Source organism: Saccharothrix mutabilis subsp. mutabilis, from assembly GCF_039521145.1.
Lineage (GTDB): Bacteria > Actinomycetota > Actinomycetes > Mycobacteriales > Pseudonocardiaceae > Actinosynnema > Actinosynnema mutabilis.
Genome location: NZ_BAAABU010000016.1, coordinates 77998 through 99475, shown reverse-complemented (window position 1 = coordinate 99475; position 21478 = coordinate 77998). Strand labels below are relative to the sequence as shown.

The 21478-nt window shown below is 73.4% G+C and carries 23 protein-coding genes; 8 read left to right on the top strand and 15 right to left on the bottom strand.

Annotation, left to right across the window (positions count from 1 at the left end):
• Window positions 1-86: 86 nt before the first annotated feature.
• Both ABD126_RS27580 and ABD126_RS27575 read right to left on the bottom strand, forming a co-directional pair.
• Complete coding sequence (locus ABD126_RS27580) at window positions 87-2036, bottom strand: M12 family metallopeptidase (RefSeq protein WP_343936867.1); 1950 nt, start codon at window positions 2034-2036, stop codon at window positions 87-89.
• Between the two features lie 72 nt (window positions 2037-2108).
• Window positions 2109-2441 carry a hypothetical protein gene (locus tag ABD126_RS27575; RefSeq protein ID WP_343936865.1) on the bottom strand — a complete coding sequence of 111 codons (333 nt, stop codon included), beginning with the start codon at window positions 2439-2441 and terminating at the stop codon, window positions 2109-2111.
• Window positions 2442-2562: 121 nt separating this feature from the next.
• Between ABD126_RS27575 and ABD126_RS27570 the strand changes: the two genes are divergently transcribed.
• Entirely contained in the window at window positions 2563-3348 is a 786-nt protein-coding gene (locus tag ABD126_RS27570) for a hypothetical protein (protein WP_343936863.1), read from the top strand.
• 121 nt (window positions 3349-3469) lie between these two features.
• The gene (locus ABD126_RS27565; RefSeq protein ID WP_343936862.1) at window positions 3470-4552 is read left to right on the top strand and encodes an MFS transporter; all 1083 of its coding nucleotides are present in this window, start codon (window positions 3470-3472) and stop codon (window positions 4550-4552) included.
• 51 nt (window positions 4553-4603) lie between these two features.
• Here the strand turns inward: ABD126_RS27565 and ABD126_RS27560 are convergent, their stop codons facing one another.
• Window positions 4604-7774: an ATP-binding protein gene (locus ABD126_RS27560; protein ID WP_343936861.1), complete on the bottom strand. Its 3171-nt coding sequence runs from the start codon at window positions 7772-7774 to the stop codon at window positions 4604-4606.
• Between the two features lie 93 nt (window positions 7775-7867).
• Here ABD126_RS27560 and ABD126_RS27555 point away from each other — a divergent pair, with 93 nt between their 5' ends.
• Together ABD126_RS27555 and ABD126_RS27550 are read left to right on the top strand one after the other, a co-directional pair.
• Window positions 7868-8875, top strand: a complete 1008-nt coding sequence (locus tag ABD126_RS27555; protein ID WP_343936860.1) for an NADP-dependent oxidoreductase — start codon at window positions 7868-7870, stop codon at window positions 8873-8875.
• A complete protein-coding gene (locus tag ABD126_RS27550; protein WP_343936859.1) occupies window positions 8872-9432 on the top strand; it encodes an NAD(P)H oxidoreductase in 561 nt (186 codons plus the stop codon). The genes ABD126_RS27555 and ABD126_RS27550 overlap by 4 nt, the downstream gene beginning before the upstream one ends.
• Here the strand turns inward: ABD126_RS27550 and ABD126_RS27545 are convergent.
• Together ABD126_RS27545 and ABD126_RS27540 are read right to left on the bottom strand one after the other, a co-directional pair.
• Complete coding sequence (locus ABD126_RS27545) at window positions 9429-10334, bottom strand: alpha/beta hydrolase (RefSeq protein WP_343936858.1); 906 nt, start codon at window positions 10332-10334, stop codon at window positions 9429-9431. The two genes, ABD126_RS27550 and ABD126_RS27545, sit on opposite strands and share 4 nt — an antisense overlap.
• A 91-nt stretch (window positions 10335-10425) precedes the next feature.
• Entirely contained in the window at window positions 10426-11316 is an 891-nt protein-coding gene (locus ABD126_RS27540; protein ID WP_343936857.1) for a hypothetical protein, read from the bottom strand.
• A 255-nt stretch (window positions 11317-11571) separates the two neighbouring features.
• Here ABD126_RS27540 and ABD126_RS27535 point away from each other — a divergent pair, with 255 nt between their 5' ends.
• Entirely contained in the window at window positions 11572-11769 is a 198-nt protein-coding gene (locus ABD126_RS27535) for a hypothetical protein (protein WP_343936856.1), read from the top strand.
• Window positions 11770-11922: 153 nt separating this feature from the next.
• On the opposite strand, the gene ABD126_RS27530 is transcribed toward ABD126_RS27535, so the two are convergent.
• Together ABD126_RS27530 and ABD126_RS27525 are read right to left on the bottom strand one after the other, a co-directional pair.
• The gene (locus tag ABD126_RS27530) at window positions 11923-12297 is read right to left on the bottom strand and encodes an STAS domain-containing protein (protein WP_343936855.1); all 375 of its coding nucleotides are present in this window, start codon (window positions 12295-12297) and stop codon (window positions 11923-11925) included.
• Between the two features lie 33 nt (window positions 12298-12330).
• Entirely contained in the window at window positions 12331-12789 is a 459-nt protein-coding gene (locus tag ABD126_RS27525) for an ATP-binding protein (RefSeq protein WP_343936854.1), read from the bottom strand.
• A gap of 204 nt (window positions 12790-12993) precedes the next feature.
• Here ABD126_RS27525 and ABD126_RS27520 point away from each other — a divergent pair, with 204 nt between their 5' ends.
• Window positions 12994-13566 (top strand): EF-hand domain-containing protein, encoded by a 573-nt coding sequence (locus ABD126_RS27520; RefSeq protein WP_343936853.1) that lies wholly within the window; start codon window positions 12994-12996, stop codon window positions 13564-13566.
• A gap of 6 nt (window positions 13567-13572) precedes the next feature.
• Here the strand turns inward: ABD126_RS27520 and ABD126_RS27515 are convergent, their stop codons facing one another.
• Window positions 13573-13713, bottom strand: coding sequence for a hypothetical protein (locus ABD126_RS27515; RefSeq protein WP_343936852.1), 141 nt, complete (start codon window positions 13711-13713; stop codon window positions 13573-13575).
• Window positions 13704-14027, bottom strand: a complete 324-nt coding sequence (locus ABD126_RS27510; protein ID WP_343936851.1) for a hypothetical protein — start codon at window positions 14025-14027, stop codon at window positions 13704-13706. The genes ABD126_RS27515 and ABD126_RS27510 overlap by 10 nt, the downstream gene beginning before the upstream one ends.
• A 103-nt stretch (window positions 14028-14130) precedes the next feature.
• On the opposite strand from ABD126_RS27510, the gene ABD126_RS27505 reads away from it, so the two are divergent.
• Window positions 14131-15414 (top strand): M14 family zinc carboxypeptidase, encoded by a 1284-nt coding sequence (locus tag ABD126_RS27505; RefSeq protein ID WP_343936850.1) that lies wholly within the window; start codon window positions 14131-14133, stop codon window positions 15412-15414.
• An 18-nt stretch (window positions 15415-15432) separates the two neighbouring features.
• Here the strand turns inward: ABD126_RS27505 and ABD126_RS27500 are convergent, their stop codons facing one another.
• Window positions 15433-16833, bottom strand: a complete 1401-nt coding sequence (locus ABD126_RS27500; protein WP_343936849.1) for a condensation domain-containing protein — start codon at window positions 16831-16833, stop codon at window positions 15433-15435.
• A gap of 286 nt (window positions 16834-17119) precedes the next feature.
• Between ABD126_RS27500 and ABD126_RS27495 the strand changes: the two genes are divergently transcribed.
• A complete protein-coding gene (locus tag ABD126_RS27495; protein ID WP_343936848.1) occupies window positions 17120-17725 on the top strand; it encodes a pyridoxamine 5'-phosphate oxidase family protein in 606 nt (201 codons plus the stop codon).
• 60 nt (window positions 17726-17785) lie between these two features.
• Here ABD126_RS27495 and ABD126_RS27490 read toward each other — a convergent pair whose 3' ends face one another.
• The 5 genes from ABD126_RS27490 to ABD126_RS27470 form a co-directional block, all read right to left on the bottom strand.
• A complete protein-coding gene (locus tag ABD126_RS27490) occupies window positions 17786-18298 on the bottom strand; it encodes a GNAT family N-acetyltransferase (protein ID WP_343936847.1) in 513 nt (170 codons plus the stop codon).
• An 18-nt stretch (window positions 18299-18316) separates the two neighbouring features.
• Window positions 18317-18580 (bottom strand): hypothetical protein, encoded by a 264-nt coding sequence (locus ABD126_RS27485; RefSeq protein ID WP_343936846.1) that lies wholly within the window; start codon window positions 18578-18580, stop codon window positions 18317-18319.
• Between the two features lie 128 nt (window positions 18581-18708).
• Window positions 18709-19455 carry a methyltransferase domain-containing protein gene (locus tag ABD126_RS27480; protein WP_425542892.1) on the bottom strand — a complete coding sequence of 249 codons (747 nt, stop codon included), beginning with the start codon at window positions 19453-19455 and terminating at the stop codon, window positions 18709-18711.
• Window positions 19456-19558: 103 nt separating this feature from the next.
• A complete protein-coding gene (locus ABD126_RS27475) occupies window positions 19559-20281 on the bottom strand; it encodes a response regulator transcription factor (RefSeq protein ID WP_343936845.1) in 723 nt (240 codons plus the stop codon).
• A 339-nt stretch (window positions 20282-20620) separates the two neighbouring features.
• Window positions 20621-21340 carry a class I SAM-dependent methyltransferase gene (locus tag ABD126_RS27470; protein ID WP_343936844.1) on the bottom strand — a complete coding sequence of 240 codons (720 nt, stop codon included), beginning with the start codon at window positions 21338-21340 and terminating at the stop codon, window positions 20621-20623.
• Window positions 21341-21478: the final 138 nt, after the last annotated feature.

Below are 21478 nucleotides of genomic sequence, written 5' to 3'. Positions count from 1 at the left end.
GTAGAGCGCGCGGGTTCGGCGCAACAATCCGCCAGGCAGGTGTTCGAACCGGTTCGCACCGGCAGGGCGGTGCGAACCGGGGGAGGTCAGTGCTTGGCCGCCTTGGTCCGGCGGTTGGGCTTGGCCGGGTGGTCGGCGCCGTTGGTGGCGTGCGGTGCGCCGCCGAGGCCGGTGGCGGTCAGGGTGACGGTCGGCTGGACCGGCTCGGCGACCAGGCCGCCGTCGCCGTCCGCCGCGGTCGCCGCGGGCCGTTCGGGCGCGACGGACATGCCGCCCACGCCGTCACCGGCCGGAGCGCCGATCACTGGCGGCACGGCCGTGTCGGCGCCGCCGTCGCCGTCGGTGGCCATCGGCGTGCCGTCGGCGGCGGAGACGTCGGTCAGGTCGTGCAGCGCCTCGCCGTCGAAGAGGCCGCCGACGCCCGAGGGCAGCGCGAGCGCCTCCTCCGGGGAGCCGGTGAAGTCCAGCGAGTCCGCGGCGGCGGGTTCGGTGAACTCGTAGTCCACCAGCCGCAGCCCGTTGGCGCTCTGCTGCTGCCACCGCGCCCGGAAGCTCTCCCACGGCACGTTCGCCCACAGGTAGTACCGGTCGGTGCCGGGCAGCCACACCCCGGAGTAGCGGTTCTCGCCGCCGGACTGGTGCACGTTGACGTCCACCAGCCGCAGGCCCTGTGCCGCCCACTCCTGCCACTTCGCGCGGAAGCTGTCCCAGGAAGCGTTGGCCCACAGCCCGTACCCGCCGGACCCGGCGAGCCACACGCCCGAGTAGCGCGCCTGCCCGTCGACCTCGTGCACGTTGATGTCCACCAGCCGCAGGCCCTGCGCGGCCCACTCCTGCCACTTCGCTTTGAAGCTGTCCCAGGACGCGTTGACCCACAACGCGTAACCGCCCGTCCCCGCGCGCCACACGCCCGAGTAGCGGTCCTCGCCGCCCGCGCGCAGCACGTGCAGGTCCACCAGCCGCAGCCCTTGCCCGGCCCACTCCTGCCATTTGGCCTTGAAGCTGTCCCAGGAAGCGTTGGCCCACAACGCGTAACCGCCGGTGCCCGCCGTCCAGACACCGGAGTAGCGGTTCTCGCCGCCGACGCGGCGGACGTTGAGGTCGATCAGCCGCAGCCCTTCGGCCGCCCACTCCTGCCACTTGGCCTTGAAGCTGTCCCAGCCGACGTTGACCCACAGCGCGTGCTTCCCGCTGCCCGCGCGGAACACGCCGGTGTGGCCGCGCCCGGTGAACCGCGCGTACATGTGCGCGATGGTCACGCGGTCGCCGAAGCTCAGGCCGTCGCGCTGCCCGATCGTCACGCCCTGGCGCAGCGGAACGATCGTCGTCGCGCCGTTGACGCCGAACGCCGTCGGGCCGTAGTGCATGATCGAGTCGTAGTCGTAGTCGAAGTAGTCGGTGAAGCCGTCGCAGAACCGGTCGAAGTTGGACTCGAACCCGTCCTGGATGTTGCCGTACTCGATGCGCACGTACTGGTCGCGGTCGCACCGGCTCTGCTCGTGCAGGATGCCCAGCGAGTGCAGGCACTCGTGGACGGTGGTGCCCGTCGTCGCCCCGTCGGACAGGCGGATGCGCTGCTCGCCGCCCCGCATCCCGATCGGCGAGGAGCTCCAGCCGACGTCGGGGTTGCGCACGAACCGCACGTAGTTCGCCTGGCTGGTGCGGGCGACGAACCGGATCGCGGTGTTCTCCTCGATGTGCGCGATGGCCTGGGTGACGCGGGCCTGGTTCGGCAGCCCGGCGTCGATGACGAACGGCACGACGCCGTTGGTCCACAGCATGTCGGAGTCGGCGGGCAGCCCGATCCCCATCAGCTCGGACGGGGGTTGCCCCACGTCCGCCGGTTCACCCGGGCGCAGTCTGGCGGCGGCCTCGACCTCCTCGGCCGGGCCCATGTCGATGCACCCCTGGTAGAGCGCGATGCCGTCGACCACGCTGTAGCGGACGGGCTTGTCGCGGAACCCCGGCCCCGACAGGAACCCGGTGCGCACCTCGCGGCTGGCGGCCATGCCGTCACCGGTCACGATCTCGTCCACGGTTGATTCCTCTCCCGAAAATTGGGCGTATGTCTGACAGAGGCATCCGGCGACGGCCAGATACGGCGTTCGTCAATGACCGACCGGGTGCAGGTCGAGAACCATCGGCCGCGGCGTGACCCGGTGCGCGGCGGTGGTGATCAGGTCACCGTCGGTGACGACCCCGGACCCGTCGCGGTCACCGTGCACGCGCACGACGAAGGTCCCCGGGCCGTCCACGTCCGCGTCCACGGCGAACGGCAACTCCAGCCCACCAGCGGGAACACGCACCGCGGGCAACGTCACCACGGCCACCGTGCGCGCGGGCGCGTCCGCCTCGGACACGTCGCGAACCTCGACGCGGACCCGGTCGAGGAGGACCGGGGCATCGGCCGACGGGAACCGCAACGTCCCCACAACGCGCACGATCCGGGACCATACGCGTGATCGACCGAACACACATCCGGTCTTTCTCCCCTATTTCGACCGATTGGTCTTTGACCGATATTCAGGATCGCCGCCGCCGGGCGTGGCACACTGCGGACAAGTGGAGATCCTTCTGCTGAAGCTGTGCCTGGCTCCCCTGCTGGTCGTCGGTTCCACGGTGGCCGGCCGCCGGTGGGGCGCGGACGTGGCCGGGATCCTGGTCGGGCTGCCGATCGTCGCCGGGCCGATCCTGTTCGTCACCCACCTGCTCCACGGCCCGCGCTTCACCGCCGGCGCGGCCGGGGCGTCGCTGTTCGGGCTCGTGGCGCTGGCGGTGTTCGCCGTGGTGTTCGCGCGGGTGGCGGGCCGGTCCGGGTGGCTGGTCACGACGGCCGTGAGCTGGGTGGCCGTGCTGGTGGTGGATGCCGCGCTGTCGTTCGTGCGTGTCTGGACCGTCGTGGCGTTCGTGGTCGCCGTTGCCGCCGCTGCGGTCGCGTCGTCGCTGATGCCGCCGGTCGGGCCGGACGCGGGTGTGGCGCGGCGGCCGTCGTGGGACCTGCCGGGGCGCGCGGTCGCGACCGCGCTGCTCGTGCTCGCGGTGACCACGGCGTCCGGTGCGCTGGGGCCGCAGTGGACCGGGTTGCTCGCACCGTTCCCCGTCGCGACGAGTGTGGTGGCAGGCTTCGTCCACGCGCAGCAAGGGGCGCCGGCGACCGTGCGCACGTTGGCGGGCGTGTTGCTCGGGCTGTTCAGCTTCGCGGTGTTCTGCCTGTTGGTCGCCGTGTTCGTCGAACGCATGGGCGGTGTGGCGTTCCCGGTGGCGGCGGCGGTGACGGTGGTCGCGCAGCTCGTGGTGGTGCGGGTCAGGCGTTGGTGGTGGGGAAAAGGCGTTGCCGGCCGGTGGTAGGTTGCGGGCTGTGACGAGCCCCGAGTCGGACAGAGCCACGACGCCCGTCGCCTGAGGCCCCCAGGGTCACGGGCGGCGTCCTGACGTCCTGTCCGCCTCTGTCCTGGGGTGTCGCTTGTCCGTGTTCGTCCTTGGCCTTGCCGTGTTCGCGCAAGGCACTTCTGAGTTCATGCTGTCCGGTCTCGTCCCGGGTGTCGCCCGTGACCTGTCGGTGTCGGTGACCGCCGCCGCGAGCCTGACGTCCGCCTACGCCATCGGGATGGTTCTCGGCGCGCCCGTCATGGCGTTGTGGAGCGCGCGGTGGTCGCGTCGGCGGGCGTTGCTGGTGTTCCTGTCCGTGTTCGTCGCCGTGCACGTCATCGGCGCGGTGACGACGAGTTTCCCGGTGCTGTTCGGCACGCGGGTCGTCGGCGCTGTGATCAACGCCGGGTTCCTGGCCGTCGCGATGTCCGTTGTGGTGGCGGCGAAAGGGCCGCGGGCCACGTCGGTGTTGGTGGCCGCGGTGACGTTGTCGTGCGTGGTCGGGGTGCCGGCCGGGGCGGTGTTGGCGCAGTGGGCCGGGTGGCGGTCCGCGTTCTGGGCGGTGGCGGTGTTGTGCCTGCCCGCGTTCGTGTTCCGGTTCCCGGCGGCGCCGAGCGGTCACATGTCGGTGTCGCACGAACTGCGGGTGTTGCGGTTGGGGTCGGTTCGGGTGGCGTTGGGGCTTGCCGTCCTGGTCAACGCCGCGACCTTCGCGACGTTCGCCTACCTCGCGGTGCTGGCCGGGGTCGTGAGCCCGCCGCTGCTGCTGGCCGCGTTCGGGATCGGCGCGTTCTGCGGGGTCACCGTGGCCGGGCGGGTCGGTGAACGCGTGCGGTGGCAGGCGGTGGCCGCGTGTGCCGCCGGGTGGGCCGTGCTGGCGCTGGTGGGCGACCACCCGGTGGCGCTGGTGGCGGTGACGGTCGTCCAGGGCGGTCTGTCGTTCGGGGTCGGGTCGGCGCTGGTGACCGCGATCGTGCGCGCCGCCGCCGACGCGCCCGCGCTGGGCGGGGCGTTCGCGACGGCGGCGCTCAACGTCGGCGCGGTCGCCGGTCCGCTGCTCGCGGGCCTGGCGGGCCACCGCTCCGCGCCGTGGACCAGCGCGGTGCTGACGACCGCCGCCCTGGTGACCGTGGTTGCCGCACGCCCCGGCGCCACACGTCCGCGATCGCCGCGGACGCCGTGACGTCGGCGGCCGGGTAGTTCCCGGGGCGGGAACAGTGCAGTCCAGTGTGGACTACCGCGGCGCCGCGCCGATCGGGCCGGCGCTCACGGCGTGGGCTTCGGCCGGGGTCAGGGTGGTGCCGGTGGTGTAGTGGTGGGCGAAGGCTTCTGCGCCCAGGGCGTCCCGGGTGGCATTGGTGATGCGGTTGACGTCGGCGCGTTCGGCTTCCGGCAACGGCGCGTCGCGGGAGCGGCGGGCGGTGTCGGCCGCGCCCAGGAGCACTGCGGCGGTGGCGGGGCGGCCGGCCAGGGTGTGGGCGCCGGCCAGGCCTTCCAGGGCCAGGGCCAGGGCGCGGGGGTCCGCGGTGGGTTGGGCCGCCTCGTAGCCCCGGTGGTGCAGGTCCAGCGCGGCGCCGGCGTCGCCGCGCAGTTCGGCGATGAAGCCCAGTTCGCCCAGGACCAGGGCGTTCGCGCTGATCAGGCCGACCTGCTCGTGCCAGCGCAGGACGGTGCGCAGGTGGGCCTCCGCGGTGTCCAGGTCGCCCTCGCGGCGGGCGCCCAGGCCCAGGCCCAGCACGGCGTTGACCTCGCCCGCCCGGTGGCCGTGGCCGGCGGCCAGGTCGCGGGCCCGTTCGTGCAGGGCTCGGGCGGTGGTGTGGTCGTGGCGGAGCAGGGCGATGCGGGCCTGGCCCGCGGTCAGGTCGGCGACGTGGGTCCACAGGCCCAGCCGGCGCGCCAGGACCAGGCCCTCGTCCAGGCGGGCGGTGGCCTCGGCGTAGTCGCCGAACGCCTCGGCGCGGGCCGCCAGGGGCAGCACGGTGCGCAGCCTGCCCCACTGGTCGCCCAGCTCGGTGAACAGCTCCGCGCCGCGACCGCCGTCCTCGGCGACGCCGTCGAGGTCGCCGCGCAGCAGGCGCACGGTGGCGCGGTCGGCCAGCGCGGCGGCCTCGCCCCAGCGGTCGCCCTCGGCGCGGAAGGCGCGCAGGGCCTGCTCGACCAACCGCTCGCCCCGGGCCAGGTCGCCGATGGCGCACAGGGCGTGGCCCAGGAACCAGCGGGACCGGGTGTCGGGGTCGTCGGCCAGGACGTCGGCGATGCGCCGGGCCCGGTCCGCGCCGTCGCCGGTGAGCACGGCCAGGCCCGTGCGCCACGCCCGCGCCGACGCCGACGCCACGGGCGCCAGGGCCCGCGACGCCTCCCCCAGCTGGCCGCGCAGCACCCAGTACCAGACCAGGGCGTCGGCCAGGCGGGCGGCGTGCGCGGGGTCGGCGTGGGTGAGCGCGGCGTGCAGGTTCGCGGCCTCGGCGTCCAGGAGGTCCAGCCACCGGCCCTGGTCGGGGCCGCGCAGCCGGGCGCGTTCGGCGTAGGCGGTGTAGTGCTCGACGTGCCGGCGGCGGACCTCCGCCAGCTCGCCGGCCTCGGCCAGCCGCTCGACGCCGTACGCGGCGACGGTCTCCAGCAGCCGGTAGCGCGGCCCGTCGCCGACCACGACCAACGACCGGTCCACCAGGCGGGTCAACGGTTCCAGCACGTCGTCCACCGCGCTGACGTGCTCGGCCGCCTCCCACGTGCAGCCGTCGGCGTGGACGGCCAGGCGGCGCAGGACCCGGCGCTCGGTGTCGGTGAGCAGCTCCCAGCTCCAGTCCACGACCGCGCGCAGGGTGCGCTGGCGGGCCGGTGCGTCGCGGTAGCCGTCGCGCAGCAGGCGGAACCGGTCGTCGAGCCGGTCCAGCACGCCGCGCACGCCCAGCGCCCGGACCTTGGTCGCGGCCAGTTCGAGGGCGAGCGGCAGGCCGTCGAGGCGGCGGCACAGGGCGGTGACCGCGTCGGCGTCGAGCGGCACGCCGGGCGCGACGGCGGCGGCCCGGTCGGTGAACAGGCGGACGGCGTCGGCGTCGGGCAGCGGTGGCACGGGCCGCAGCACCTCCCCCGCGATGGCCAGCGGCTCGCGGCTGGTGGCCAGGACGCGCAGGCCGGGCGCGGCGGAGAGCAGGTCGCGGGCGAGGGCGGCGACCTCGTCCACGACGTGCTCGCAGTTGTCCAGGACCAGCAGGAGCCGCCGGTCGCGCAGGGCCCGGCCGACGCGCTCGACGGGCGGGACGCGGTGCAGGCCCCAGGTCCCGTCGTCGCGGACGTCGAGGGCGGCGGCGACCACGTCCAGCGGGGTGCGGGGGCCGGTGAGGTCGGCGAGGCGGACGCCGTCGGGGAAGCGGGCGCGGCGGCCGATCTCCAGCGCGAGCCGGGTCTTGCCCACGCCGCCGGGGCCGACGAGCGTGATCAGGCGGTCGGTGGCGAGCCGGTCGCCGATGTCGGCCACCAGCTCGGCCCGGCCCACCAGCGGGGTCGCCGGGACCGGCAGCGTGCTCGCGGGGGCGGAAGCGGGGACGGAAGCGGAAGCGGGGACGGAAGCGGGAGCGGGAGCGGCGGCGGGAGCGGGAGCGGCGGCGGGGGTGTCGGCGGCCGGCGCGTCGGCGGCTGGGGCGCGGGCGGTGGTGGGGCGTGGGGCTTCCTCCGGCGATCGGGTCAGGATCGCCTGGTGGAGGGCCAGCAGGTCGGGGCCGGGGTCGAGGCCCAGGTCGTCGGCCAGGCGGCGGCGCAGGTCCTCGTACGCCGCCAGCGCCTCGGCCTGGCGTCCCGAGCGGTAGAGGGCGCGCAGGTGGGCGGCGCGCAGGCGTTCGCGCAGCGGGTGCCGCTCGACCGGTTCCGCCAGGTCCGCGACCAGCGCGGCGTGGTCGCCCAGGGCCAGCCGGGTCTCCGCGTGGTCCTCCAGCGCGGTCAGGCGGGTCTCTTCCAGGCGGGTGACGGCGGGGCGGGCGAACTCCTCGTCGGCGAAGTCCGCGAACGCCGGTCCCCGCCACAGCGCGAGCGCGTCGGTCAGCACCGCGGCGCGCCGGGCCGGGTCGTCGGTGCGGCGGGCCCGGTCGGCCAGGGCGGTGAACCGGTCGGCGTCCAGGTCGGCGTGCACGACGTAGCCGGGCGCGCGGGACTCGACCAGCTCGCGCGCGCCGGGTTCGGCGTCGTCCAGCGCCCGGCGCAGCTGCGCGACCTTCGCCTGCACCGCCCGCACCGGGTTGCCGGGCGGCCGGTCCACCCACAGGGCGTCCACCAGCCGGTCCACCGACACCGGCCGGCCCGCGTCGGCCAGCAGCACGGCCAGCGCCAGCCGCACCTTCCGCTCCACGACGCGCACCGGCGTGCCGTCCGCCGCCCGGACCTCCAGCGGGCCCAGCACCCCGAAACGCATGCCGCCCACGCTAGTCCGAACCGGATCCGAGCCGGATCCGAACAGGCCCGGCGCAGTGTGGACCACGTCGGCGAACAACCGGAAAGGAACGACATGACCCGCACGAGCCGTGAGGTCCGCCTGGCCGCCCGCCCCGTCGGCGAGCCGGGCGCGGAGCACTTCGACCTGGTCCGCACCGAGGTGCCGGAGCTGCGCGAGGGCCAGGTCCTGGTGCGCAACACCTGGATGTCCGTGGACCCCTACATGCGGGGCCGCATGGACGACGCCCCGTCCTACCTCCCGCCGTTCGAGCTGGGCGCGCCGCTGGAGGGCAGCGCGGTCGGCGAGGTGGTGGAGTCCACTTCGGACGTCCCGGTGGGCGCGGTGGTGACGCACTTCCTGGGGTGGCGGGAGTACGCCGTGCTGGACGCGGCGGCGGTGACCGTCGTGGACACCGCCCTCGCCCCGCCGCGGGCGTACCTGGGGGTGCTGGGCACGCCGGGGCTCACCGCGTACGCGGCGCTGACCCGGGTGGCCCCGGTGCGGCCCGGTGACGTGGTGTTCGTGTCGGCGGCGGCGGGCGCGGTGGGCAGCGTCGCCGGTCGGGTGGCCCGGGAGCTGGGTGCGGCGCGCGTCGTCGGCTCCGCCGGTGGTCCGGCGAAGACGAGGAAGCTCTCGGACTTCGGCTACGACGCCGCGATCGACCACCGGGAGGGCGACCTGCCCGGCCAGTTGGCGACGGCCGCGCCCGACGGCGTGGACGTCTACCTGGACGCGGTCGGCGGTGACCACCTGGAGGCCGCGATCGGCGCGGCCCGCACCGGTGCCCGCATCGCGCTGGTCGGCGCTGTCGCGCAGTACAACCTGGTCGAGCCGCCGCCCGGTCCGCGCAACCTGTACGAGGTGGCCAAGAAGGAGATCTCGATGCGCGGCATGCTGGTCACCTCCCACTTCGACCTGTTCGGCGAGTACGTCGGGGCGGCGGCGCGGTGGCTCGCGGACGGGTCGCTGCGGGCGGAGGAGACCGTGGTGGACGGGGTGGAGCGCGCGCCCGAGGCGTTGCTGGGCGTGTTGCGCGGCGCGAACACCGGCAAGATGCTCGTGCGGCTGGGTGACCGGTGAGGGCGCTGCTCGTCGTGGCCCACCCGCGCCGCGACTCCCTGACCGCGCACGTCGCCGACCGGGTGCGGGCCCGGCTGGCAGCCGGCGCGGAGGTGGACGTGCTGGACCTGCACGCCGAGGGCTTCGACCCGCGCATGACGGCGGAGGACGAGCCGGACTGGTCCGATCCCGGCAAGGCGTACTCGCCCGAGGTGCGTGCGCACATGGCGCGCGTGGTGGCGGCGGACGTGCTGGTGGTGGTGTTCCCGGTGTGGTGGTTCGGGCCGCCCGCGATCCTGAAGGGGTGGATCGACCGGGTGTGGAACCACGGTTTCGCTTACGGTCCGTCGAGCTTGGGCGGCAAGCGGATGCGGTGGATCGGGCTGGCGGGCGAACCGGAGGACACGTTCGTGCGGCACGGGATGTCCGGGCTGGTGGAACGTCAACTGCGGGACGGGGTGTCGCGGTACTGCGGCATCGACGACGTGGAGTTGACCATGCTGCACGGCACCCTGACCCGGGACGACCCCGGTCCTCTGGTGGCGGAGGCTGAAGCGGTGGCGGCGGCGTTGGTCTAGAACCGTTCCGCGAGCCAACCCTCGATGTCGCTTCGGGCCGCTTTCGCCATCCCGGTGGAGCGGGAGGTGAAGCCGTGGCGCGATTCGGGGTAGATGCGGAGATCGACGTCGCCCCCGGCGGCCGAGACGCGGGCCGCCAGGGCCAGGTTGTCCTCCAGCAGCACGTCCAGGCCGCCGACGACCATGAGCAGCGGGGGCAGTCCGCGCAGGTCGCCGTAGATCGGGGAGATGTCGGGTGCGGCGCGGTCGGTGACGTGGCCGGCGTAGGCCTGGATGAAGTACTCGTCGGCGATCAACCGCCCGGCCGGCGTGAGACCGCTCAGGTCGTAGGTGCCGAACTGCAACACGGCCCCGACGAACGGTGTGACGCGGTCGCGGTCGCGCAGGCGCAGCAGGGTCGTGGTGGCGAGCGTGGCTCCGGCGGAGAAGCCGCCGATCGTCAACCGTCGCGCGCCGAACCGCGCTTCCGCCTGCTCGACCAGCCACAGCGCGGCGGTCTCGCAGTCGTCGGGCGCGGCGGGCCAGGGGTGTTCGGGCGCGAGCCGGTAGTCCACGCTGACGACCACGACGCCGAGGGCGTCGGCGAGCTGCCGGTTGCGCACGTCCCCGCCGACCGCCGACCCCAGGTAGAAGCCGCCGCCGTGGATGTCCAGATGCACCCCTCGCGGCGCTACGCCGTCAGGCCGGAGGACCCGGACCGTCGCCCGCCGCCCACCGGCCTCGACGACCTCCTCCACCGCCGCCGGGTCGGCGGCAGCGGGCACCTGCCGGGCCCGAGCCTCCCGCAACTCCTCCGGTCCGTTCGGCCCTCGGCCCGGCGGCGTCCTGGCGTTGAACTCCCGGCACTCGGCGACGTGCACCGCGAGCGCCGGATCGATCAGCTCGGCCAACCCCAACCGCACAGAAGTCCCCCAACGCCAGAGATCCGACGAGGGGCAGTCCACCACAGGTGGGGACCCGCGGTGAACTGCCCCGGTTCATCGGTGCCCGCGGTCAGGCGGCGGCGCGCTCCAGGCGCACCACCGTCGTCTTGTCGATCTCGACCGCGTTGCCGTAGTGCGGGTCGATCGCGTAGCCGTGCGTGGTCACCTCGACCAGGCCGCGTTGGAACGGCGTCGTGCCCGTCGGGTCGGCCACCGCCGTCCACGGGGCGCCGGCGCCGGGGACGCAGTCGACCGCCGTGGCGTAGTCGCCGCGGATGAGGACGTTGTTCTTCACCTGCGTGACCCGGCCGCTGAGGTGGATGCGCACCGGCGCGGAGCAGTCCACCGTCCCGTTGATGGTGGCCTTGCCGTTGAGCGAACTGGCGGTGCCGCTGGTGGAGACCGCGATGTCCAGGCTCAGCTGCGCGGGCGGCGGCGGGTTGAGCACGTGCACCTCGCCGCGGGCCGCGGCGGTGGCGAACTCGCAGTGCTGCTCGAACGTCGCGTCCAGCCGCTCGACGTAGCCGCGCGGCCCGAACTCGATCGCCTCGATGGTGAAGGTGCCGCCGAGCTGGTTGCAGCCCCGCCCGTTGCCGGAGTAGTCCAGGCCGGGCGCGGTGCTGGGCTGGAACGGGTACCGCTGCGCGTCGGTGTACGTGCCGACGGTCAGCTGCTGCCCTTGCGGCGCGGCGAACTCGACCGACCACCAGTCCCCGTTCGCGCCGTCGATGTTGACGCGCACGTAGTTGTTGTTCTCGCTGCCCGACGCCCGCAGTGAGTCGCCGGCGTCGGTGTTGTACTTGTAGGACAAGCCTTGCGTGACCCAGTCGCCGGGATCGCCGGTGAACGAGGCCGAGCCGGTGGTGTCGGTCGAAGCGCTCGCGGACGGCGACAGCGACACCAACGCGGCCGTCGACGCCACGACAGCGACGACGGCACGGCGGAGTAACGAACCCTTCACGAATCCCCCTCATGTTCGGGTGAAGCTCCACGAGGATTATGGCCTCCGGCGGGATGCGGGGATGGGCGATTCGCTTGGCAAGCCTTCGCGGCGACACTCGCGGGACTCCGGTCACCGGTCGTCCTCGCGGTCAGCGTTGATCGCTAGCATCGCGACGCATGCGCGCCGTGTTCCCCGGCTCTTTCGACCCTGCCACACAAGGACATCTCGACGTGGCGCCTGGCGAACGTCACGGTGGACTCGTGTCCCGGCCGGTTGCTGGTCGACTACTGCCGTGAGGCGGGTGCCGGCGTGATCGTGCGGGGCGTGCGCAACCTGGCCGACTTCGAGCACGAGTTGCCGATGGCGCACACGAACCGTCACTTGACCGGGATCGAAACGCTCTTCGTGCCGTCAAGCGCCTCGAACGCGCACATCTCCTCGACCCTGGTCGTGGCGACGGCTCCGCGGTAGTGGGGGTCGCCCACTCCCCTCGCCTGAGCACCGGGGCGGTCGGGAGGGACCGACTGCCCCTCGTTCGGGGTGCCGGCCGGCTCGATCATCGCCCGGTCCACGAGCGGCTGGTCCTCGGCGTCCAGGCCCGGACGGCGTCGGCGATCTCGCCGGTCACCGGGTGTGGCCGTGCAGCGCCTCCTCCACGGTGTGGAAGAGGACGAGTTCCAAGTCCAGGCCGGTGATCTCGATGGGCCGGATGACCGGCCGGTTCGCGTCCACGACCAGGTGCAACGACCGGCCGGCGGCCTCGGCGCGCCGGGTGGCCCCCAGCAGCGCGGTCAGGCCGATCGAGCCGAGGAAGGTCACCGTGGACAGGTCCGCGACCACGACCTCGCACGGGCCCCGGTCGACGGCGTCGGTGAGCGCCGCCGCGAGGCCCGCGACCGAGTCGAGGTCCACCTCGCCCGCGACCGCGAGCACCAGCGCGCCGTCGAGGACGCGGCGGTCGATCCGCAGCGCGACGGTCGGGTCCGGGTGGTCGTCCACGGCCGGCACGCTACCGGACTCAAGCACCGGTGATCATCGGCCTGGTGCCGGGGGGTCGCCCCACGCCTGCGCGGGGGCCACGTGCGAGGGACGGCTCTGGCCGGCGAGGAGGACCTCCGCCCACACCGTCTTGTGCCCGGGGTGGCGGACCACGCCCCAGTCGGTGGACAGCGCCTGCACGATCACCAGGCCGCGACCACCGGAGGCGTCCGCGGTGCGGATGCGGGGCTGGCCGGAGCCGGCGTCGTCCACCTCGACGCGCAGGCGCTGCCCGACCCGGACCAGGCGGCACCGGCTGGGCGGCTCGCCGTGCCGCAACGCGTTGCTGACCAGTTCGTCCACCACGAGCACGGCGTCGTCCACCGCGACCCCGGCGCGGTCCGCGAGCAGATCACGCACAAGGTCACGCACCTCGCGCACGGCGACCCCGTCCAGCGCGAGCACCACCTCGTCGCCAGACTCGTCTCCCGCGTCCCACGACTGCGAGGACATGACCACATCACCCCCATCGGGCATCCCGCCGCACAAGCGGCTCACGCGACGACATACCCAACGCGGCGACCCGCGAATCCGCCGGAATGCGGACTGCGGCCCCTCTCACGCCCTCGACGCGCGTGCGGCTGACCGGGTGAGGGCGGCTTCCCGATCCGGTGATCTCCCTTGCCCGCCCCCACCCCCGACCCGAAACTCCGCCTTATGACCTCCACGGACAACGACCTGCTGGTCGACAAGATCGGGCGGGGATTCGACCACCTCGACGCCGACGGTGACGGGCTGCTCGACGAGCGGGACCACGTCCTCATGGGCAAGCGGGTCGCGGCGGCGCTCGGGCACGGGCCCGGGTCGCCGGAGGAGGAGCGGATCGTGGGCATGTACGTCCGCGTCTGGCACGACGTGCATCTCCCCCACCTCCCGGCCGGGACCACCGCCATCGGCCGGGCCGGGTTCATCGCCGCCACCCGCGACCTCGCCGACGACCCGGCCGCCGCGGACGCCACGCTCGGCGCCATCGCCCGGGAGTTCCTCCGGATCGCCGACATCGACGCCGACGGCCGGGTCACGCCCGCCGAGTTCCTGACCTTCCAGCGCGGTCACTTCCCCGGCCTGAGCGACGAGGACGCCGCCGCCGCGTTCGAGCACCTCGACACCGACGGCGACGGCTCGCTGTCCCCGGAGGAGTTCATCCGGGCCACCGTCGAGTACTGGACCAGCACCGACCCCGACTCGCCCGCCAACTGGTGGATCGGACGACCCCGGCCGACCGCCTGAGGCTGTTCAGCAGCCGGTATTCGGGCAGGGCAACCGGGACGCCGCGCCGGTGAGCAGCCGCAGGGCGCCCTCGCGACTCTCGTCGGCGGGCATGCCCTGCGGTTTGGCGTTGCCGTTCGCCCCGCCGTACTCGACCGTCAGGAACACGTTGTGCTCCCGGCGCCCGTGATCGCGGGGTCCTTCGCCTGCGGGTCCGACGCGAGGCCGTGGCGGGCGTTCCCGAGCGTGCCGGGCTTGTCGGGCGCCGGTTCGTCGTACGGCTCGGTGGGCACGTCGCCGGAATCGCCGAACTCGTGGCGGCACTCGACGATGTCGATCCGGTCGTCGGCGAACCGGGTCGGCTCCCGGCTCGGCCGTGCGGCGGGGAGGCCGATGCCACCGTCGCCAACAGCAAGGCGACGACCCCCAGTCCCGCCATGCCGCGACCCTACTGCGATCACGCTCAAGATGCGGCTGACCACCGATAGTAGGTGTTGATCGTGACCGAGCCGGCCCCATACTCGCGAGCGGAGCGGCGGTCACCCCCCACCCTGCACCGACCGCCGGCTCGTCTGGAGGTCTTCCATGAAAGTACGGGCGGGACTTCTCACCGCGGCCCTGTTGCTGCTGGGAACCAACGCGATGGCCGCTCCACCGGACTCGACGCCGTTCTACTGGCAGGTCCCGGGAGCCGATGAGCGCACGTTGCAGGACGCCGGGTTCGACGTCGAACACGGCGTGGACGGCGGCGTGCAGGTGGTCGGGGACACGCGGGTGGCAGGCCGGCTGACCGCGTTGGGCTACCAGCCGAAGAAGTTCGACACCGTCTACAAGCCGGTGCCGCCGGGCCGCAGCGGCGACATCGGCGTCCAGACGTTCTACGGCGGGTACCACACGGTCGCCGAGCACGAGAAGCACCTGACCGACGTGGCCGCCGCCTACCCCGCGCTGACGCAGGTGTTCGACATCGGCGACAGCTGGCGCAAGACCCGCGGCCTGGGCGGGCACGACATCAAGGCCATCTGCATCACCAAGAAGCAGGCCGGCGACTGCACGCTGAGCCCCGACTCCCCCAAGCCCCGGTTCGCCATGATCGCGCAGCTGCACGCGCGGGAGCTGGCCACCGGCGAACTCGCGTGGCGGTGGATCGACCACGTCACCCGGGGCTACGGCACCGACGCCGAGGTGACGTCCATCCTGGACACCACCGAGCTGTGGGTGGTCCCGATCGTCAACCCCGACGGCGTGGACATCGTCGCCTCCGGCGGCAGCCGGCCGCTGATGCAGCGCAAGAACGCCAACAACACCGGCGCGTCGTGCTCGGTGCCGAGCTACGGCGTGGACCTCAACCGCAACTCCACGTTCAAGTGGGGCGGCGCGGGCACGAACCGGTGCGGCGAGACCTACCAGGGCACGGCGGCCGGGTCGGAGCCGGAGACCAGGGCGCTGGAGGCGTGGTTCAGGCAGCTGTTCCCCGACCAGCGCGGCCCCGGTGACACCGACCCCGCGCCGCTGACCACCAAGGGCGTCATGATCACGATCCACAGCTACGGCAACCTGATCATGCCGCCGTGGGGCTGGACGTGGAACGCGAACCCGAACGCCGCGCAGCTGGCCGCGCTGGGCAAGAAGATGGCGGCGTTCAACGGGTACACGGTGGTGGCCGAGGGCGACACGACGGGCACGACCGACGACTTCACCTACGGCACCCTGGGCATCGCCAGCTACACGTTCGAGATCGGGTCCAGCAGCGGCAGCTGCGGCGGGTTCTTCCCGCAGTACTCGTGCGTGGACAGCCTGTTCTGGCCGCGGAACAAGGGCGCGTTCCTGACGGCGGCGAAGGCCGCCAAGGCCCCTTACGCGAGCTGACCCCGCGGCCGGTGGGCGCTACCGTGCCGCGGGTGCGCCCACCGGCCGCGCGACGGACAGGACGACCTCGCGCAGCCGGTCCACGTAGAGGCGGATGTTCTTGTACGCCACGTCGTTGTCCGGGTACCGGCACGCGAACTGGAGCCCTTCGTGCAGCCGGGTCACCCACACGCACACCTGGTCGCCGTAGGACACGCGGATCAGCCCGTACGCCTTCATGTCCCGCCAGCGCTGCGAACCCGGCGTGGGACGGGCGTCCATGAACGAGACGATCGAGTACAGGTCGGGCGAGGTGGGGCGGAAGTCCTCGCCCAGCAGGCGCAGCACCCGCGCGACCGGCACCCGCGACGCCGCGCGGCTCGCGCGCAGCTCGGCCTGGGCCGCGCGCAGCAGGCCGTCGAAACCGCCCGCCGTGGCCACGGGCAGTTCCACCGGCACGCCGCCGACGTACCAGCCGACCGAGTCCGACCACCGCGACTTGGCCCGCGTGTGGAACGGCACGACCGTGCGGTAGACGTCGTCGCCGGTCATCTCGCGCATGATCAGCGCGGTGGCGGCGAGGATGCCGACCAGGGAGCCGCCGTAGGGGCGGCAGTGCCGCTCGAACGCCGCCGCGTCGGCGTCGTCCACGAGCATCTCGTGCAACGACTTCTGGGTGGGCAGCGGGCCGCCCGGTTCCAGGCCCAGGTCGAACGGGAAGTTCGGCATCCGGCCGTCGCAGCGCGCCACGAACCGCCGCCACCGGTCCACCACCGGGTGGTCGGCGTCGACCTCGTCGGCGTCGGCGCGCTCGGTGGCGCAGAAGTCGACGTAGCTGGCGATCGGCGAGGCGTGCACCGTGCGGCCGTCGAGCGCGGCGGCGTACAGCTCGTGCAGTTCGGCGGGGACGCGGTACATGGAGTAGGCGTCGACGTTGCTGTGGTCGAACGCGAGGTAGACGCTCGTGCTGTCCTCTCGGACCACGGCCGCGTAGATGAAGTTGGGCCAGGTGAGGGTGTCGGCGGCGACGTCGAACCGGTCCTGGAGGTGCTGCACGAGCACGTCGGCGTCGGTGAACTCGCCGACGTCCTCGCGGTGCAGCGCGACGGCGTCGGCGTCGAGGGTGAACCGGCGCATCTCGCCGTCCTCCCACCGGAAACCGCTGCGCAGCGTCTCGTGCCGCAACGTCCACACCCGCAGCGCCTCCTGCAGGGCGTCGAGGTCGACCGCGCCGGGCAGGTCGAACGCGACGCCCAGCCACGTCGGGACGAACAGGCCGTCCTCGCGCAGGGTGCGGGCCGTGCGCACGTGCGACTCCTGGAGGTACGCCGGTGGTCGCGCGTCGTCCGGCGCGCCGGTCGCGGTGGCCACGGGGCGCAGCACCCACTCCACGACGCGTCCGGGCCGGACCTCACAACGCTGGACATCGGTGATGCGCATGACCTTCTCCGTCTGCCTGCCGGTGCGGCACAAGGCGGCGCGCAGGCGTACCTGAAACCTTCGGGGGGAGGGTGGTTCGTCTCGCGACCACACGGCGGAAATGTCGCCGTACCCGAGCGAGGACCTTAACGACGGCCCGATCAAGAAACCACCGCCGAGGACCTGAGCCACGCTATCGAGTGAACTCGTGCTGTGACTGCTGTCACACATCACCGGGGGCGGAATGATCGTGAACGACCTAACGGTTGACCTTGATGTCAAACGTTAGAACGCGCCGGAGGCCGAGATGACGAGTCGCTTCGCCCAAGTCATGTTCACCCCGGACGTCCAGCTCCACCAGGAGCGGCACGGCAGCCGCGACGCCTACGCCCGGATGGCCGACGCCGCCGCGCCGGTCCGGGACCGCATCGGCCCCGACGAGGCGGCGTTCATCGCCGAGCGCGACAGCTTCTACCTGGCCACCGTCGGGGAGACCGGCTGGCCCTACATCCAGCACCGCGGCGGCCCGCCCGGCTTCCTGCGCGTGCTGGACGAGCACACGCTCGGCTTCGCCGACTTCCGCGGCAACCGGCAGTACATCACCCGCGGCAACCTCGACCACGACGACCGCGTGGCGCTGTTCCTGATGGACTACGCCAACCGCACGCGCCTCAAGCTCGTCGGCCACGCCCGCGCCGACGACTCGCCCGAGGTCGTCGAGCGGCTCGCCCTGCCGGACTACCGGGCGAAGGTCGAACGCGCGGTGCTCATCGAGGTCGAGGCCTACGACTGGAACTGCCGCCAGCACATCCCGCAACTGTTCCCGCGCGACGCCGTGGAACAGGCCATCGGCGCGCTGCGCGACCGGATCACCGAGCTGGAACGGGAAAACGCCCGCCTCCGCGCGAGGTGACCCGGCGCGGCGGGTGCGTCACCCGAGTCAGGCGGGGGCGTCACCGGGTCAGCCGGGACGTCACCGGGTCAGGCGCCACCTGACTTCGCCGTCGTGCACCTCGTCGGTGGGCGCGAGCCCGGCGGCGGTCGCGACGGCGGCCGACGCGTGGTGTTCCGGGTGCACGTGGGCGATGACCGTGCGCACGCCCTGCCGCCCGAGCCAATCCACGAGCCCCCGGGCGGCTTCCCGAGCGATCCCCCGCCCCTGGAACGGCGTCCCCACCACCCAGGCGATCTCCGCGATCAGCCCCCGGTCCGACGGGCCGACCGTGGCCTGGACCGTGCCCGCCAGGCGGGACTCCTCGCGCAGCCGGATGACCCAGTTCAGCCAGGAGACCGCGGGGTCGGGCGAACCGGCGATCATGCGTTCGTAGCGCGAGCGCAGGACTCGCGGGTCGTCCGGGGTGCCGCCGGTGAACGTGTGCAACGCGGGGTCGGCCAACACGACGGCCATCTCCTCCGCGTGGTCCACCCGCAACGGCACCAGGTCGAGGCGCGCGGTGTCGACGGCTTGGGCGTGGAGGCCGGTCATGCGTGCCGACAGTACCGCTCAGCCCACGGTCACCACCCGGGCCCACGCGGGCGGCGGGTCCGGTCGGTGGTCGTCCGGGCGGGTGCGCAGGGCCCGGGTGAAGCCGGTGCGCAGGTCGGTTCCGCCGCCGCTCACCAGGGGGATGCCCTCGGCTCGGCACAGCGGGTGCGTCACGTGGGCGGCGTCGCAGGACAGGACTGAGACCAGGTCGCGCCGGCCGCCCACGGCGCGGGCGATGGCGGCGATCTCCAGCAGGGCGCTGCCCAGTTCCGCGTCGCTCACCGACCCGAGTGAAGGCGAAGGTCTTCATCCGCGGTGGTGTGGTGCATCAGCACTCACCTTGCGCGAACGAAACCCCCGATCCAGCAGAGAAGGTGATCATCGCAGCCGAGCGCACCAGCGATCCGCGATCAGGTGTGCGAGACGACGAGGCGGAAACCGGCGTCCCACTGGTCCAGGTCGAGCAGGTCGCGGTGGTCGTCGTGCCACCGGCCGCTGTCGAGGTCCGCGCGCAGGCGGCGGATGCCGCGGTCCACGGCGGCGGGGTCGCTCTGGGCCAGCGCGGAGCAGGCGCGGCGGACGCGCGGGTCGAGGTAGGCGTCCGGGCGGCGCCAGTACGCGGGGAAGACGCCGTCCACGAAGTCCCACGGCAGCGGCAGCGGCGTGACGCTGTCCGCGCCCAGCTCGTCCGCGATGTCGTCCGCCGACGGGCGGGTGCGTTCGAGGTCGGCGATCTCGGGCACGTACTCGCGGACGAACCAGAACTCGGTGTGCAGGCTCGGGTCGTAGGCCAGCACGACCCGGCGCGGCGCGACCCGGCGCAGTTCGGCGAGCCCGGCCCGCCAGTCGGTCCAGTGGTGGACGGTGAGCACGGCCAGCGCGGCGTCCACGGCGTGGTCGCGCAGCGGCAGGGCCTCGGCGACCGCGCGCACGGCCGGTCCGACCTCCGGCGGGCGTTGGCGGATCATCTCGGTGGACGGTTCGAGGGCGACCACCGTCCGGTCGTCCGGCTCGTAGGAGCCGGTGCCCGCGCCCACGTTGGCGATCGTCCGCGCGCCGCCGAGCGCGCCGAGGACCGCGGTCATCCACCGCGGGTCGGTGCGGCGGCCCAGCGCGTAGCCCGTGCCGATGTCGTCGTAGAGGTCCGTGCCGGCCACTGTCCCCCCAGTGCTCAAGCGGAAAGTTCGAACGTGGGCGGCGACGGACCGGTCCGGGAGGGCCCGGATCGGCCGCCGTCACCCGCGGGTTCGGCCCCGGCGGTCACGCCGACGCGCCCCGGGGCTTCACCACCTCGGGGGCCTCGCGCGCGGTCACCAGGCCCAGGCGCCAGGCCAGCAACGCGGCCTGGACGCGGTCTCGCAGCTCCAGTTTGGCCAACACCCGGGACACGTGGCTCTTCACCGTGGTCTCGCTGACCTCGAACTCGCGGGCGATCTCGCGGTTGGACCGCCCCTGGCCGATGGCGCGCAGCACCTGGCCCTCGCGTTCGGTCAGCGACAGCAGGGCCGGCGCGGACGGGTCGGGCAGCGGGATGATCTGGAAGCTCTCGAACACCCGCTTGGTGACGTGCGCGGGCAGGTACGCGCCGCCCTCGGCCACCGCCCGGATCGCGCGCGGGAACTCCTCCCCCGGCGACCCCAGCGGCAGGTAGCCGCTCACGCCCGCCGCGATCGCGGACACCAGCAACTCGTCCGAGTCGTCCTGGGTGGCCACCACGACCCGCTGCCCCGCCAGCAGCCGCGCCACCCGGAAATCGTCCACCCGCAACAACGACGCCCCGACCAGCACCACGTCCGGCTGGTCGCGGCCGATCCGGTCCAGCAGTTCCGGCACGCCGTGCACCGCGCCGACCACGGTGATCGCGTCGTCACGCGCGAGCACGGCCCGCAGGCCGTCCAGGATCACCTCGTGGTCGTCGGCGAGCAGCACGGCGATCCCCCGCCGCGCCCGCGCTGACCGCCCCGCCTCGGCCGGTGTCAGCACGCTTATCGCCCCGGTCTCCCGACGGTACCGGGGCCCGACTGAATACTCGTCCGACACTTCTCCGGTCACGTTCTTCCGACCCCCTCGGCCACGGGTTTTCCCCACGGCGTTTCGAAACAGTCGCGGCGGGCGCGAAAACACCACCGGAACCGCGAGCCGCCCGGGACCGCCGACCCGCGGCACCCCGGCCGTCTGCTTCACCATCCCCAGGCGTCGCCGGCAATCCGGATCGACGCCACCCCAGTTGCAAACAATATGCATTAACACCCAACCTACCGGACCACCGGACGGGCGGCAACGTCCGCACGGTGTGTGCACGCACTCACACTAACGCGCCAATTAGGCGGGAAGACATGCCGCTTTAGAAGTAATCCCGGCGACGCCGGGCGTCGGTCCGCCACGCGCCGTGCCCTCCACGCCGAGCACGTCGAACTCCTCCCGGCAGGCCCCCAGCCGACGGGTCCACGTGCTGGTCAACTCGCTCGCGCCGACATCGGCCAGATACCCGGCCCGGGTAACGCGCAGGCCTGCCTCGGCGTAGACGTGAGCCAGTTCCCGACGCACCCATTCGGGTGTCGGTTCGGCGATCCCGGTGACGGCGGGGGCCGCCGGCCGCCACGCGTGGAGGTTGACGGTGATGTGGAACCGGGCGCCGGCGCGGCACGCGCCCGCCAGGCCGGCGAGCACGGCGGGGTCGCGCCCCAGGACGCCGCGCAGCAGGCTGCCCCACGGCATCAACACGTGCATTTCGTCCACATCGCCCAGACAGGGCGGCATCTCCTCGGCGGCGGCGTGCACCAGCACCAGGTTGGGCAGCCCGCCGCGCGCGGGTTTGGCGGCGGCGCGCGCGGACACGCCCCGCATCCGGTCGGGGTTGGCGTCCACGCCGACCACCAGCCGGTCGGGGTCGGCGCGGGCGAGCCGGTAGGCGTGCTTGCCGTCGCCGGTGCCCACGTCGAGCAGGACCGACCGGTGACGGGCGCGCAACTGGGAGAACTCGGCGTCGGCGAGCGGCACGCACCGCTTGCCGACGACCTTGACCAGACCTTCGGAAGGCATGAACGGGCCCTTCGCGTGAGTGGGTGAGGACCTGCGGGAAACGGCCGGCGACGGGCCGCAGAATTACGGGGAAACACCCTCCGGAACGTCGCCGGAGGGGCCCTGCCAATCGTTGCCGGAAATACCGGCCGCTGCCCA

Coding starts and splice junctions, on each gene's coding strand:
- ABD126_RS27495 (WP_343936848.1), top strand. CDS start 17,120: ATGACGAGTCGCTTCGCCCAAGTCATGTTCACCCCGGACGTCCAGCTC.
- ABD126_RS27490 (WP_343936847.1), bottom strand. CDS start 18,298: ATGACCGGCCTCCACGCCCAAGCCGTCGACACCGCGCGCCTCGACCTG.
- ABD126_RS27525 (WP_343936854.1), bottom strand. CDS start 12,789: ATGTCCTCGCAGTCGTGGGACGCGGGAGACGAGTCTGGCGACGAGGTG.
- ABD126_RS27520 (WP_343936853.1), top strand. CDS start 12,994: ATGACCTCCACGGACAACGACCTGCTGGTCGACAAGATCGGGCGGGGA.
- ABD126_RS27505 (WP_343936850.1), top strand. CDS start 14,131: ATGAAAGTACGGGCGGGACTTCTCACCGCGGCCCTGTTGCTGCTGGGA.
- ABD126_RS27555 (WP_343936860.1), top strand. CDS start 7,868: ATGACCCGCACGAGCCGTGAGGTCCGCCTGGCCGCCCGCCCCGTCGGC.
- ABD126_RS27470 (WP_343936844.1), bottom strand. CDS start 21,340: ATGCCTTCCGAAGGTCTGGTCAAGGTCGTCGGCAAGCGGTGCGTGCCG.
- ABD126_RS27500 (WP_343936849.1), bottom strand. CDS start 16,833: ATGCGCATCACCGATGTCCAGCGTTGTGAGGTCCGGCCCGGACGCGTC.
- ABD126_RS27560 (WP_343936861.1), bottom strand. CDS start 7,774: ATGCGTTTCGGGGTGCTGGGCCCGCTGGAGGTCCGGGCGGCGGACGGC.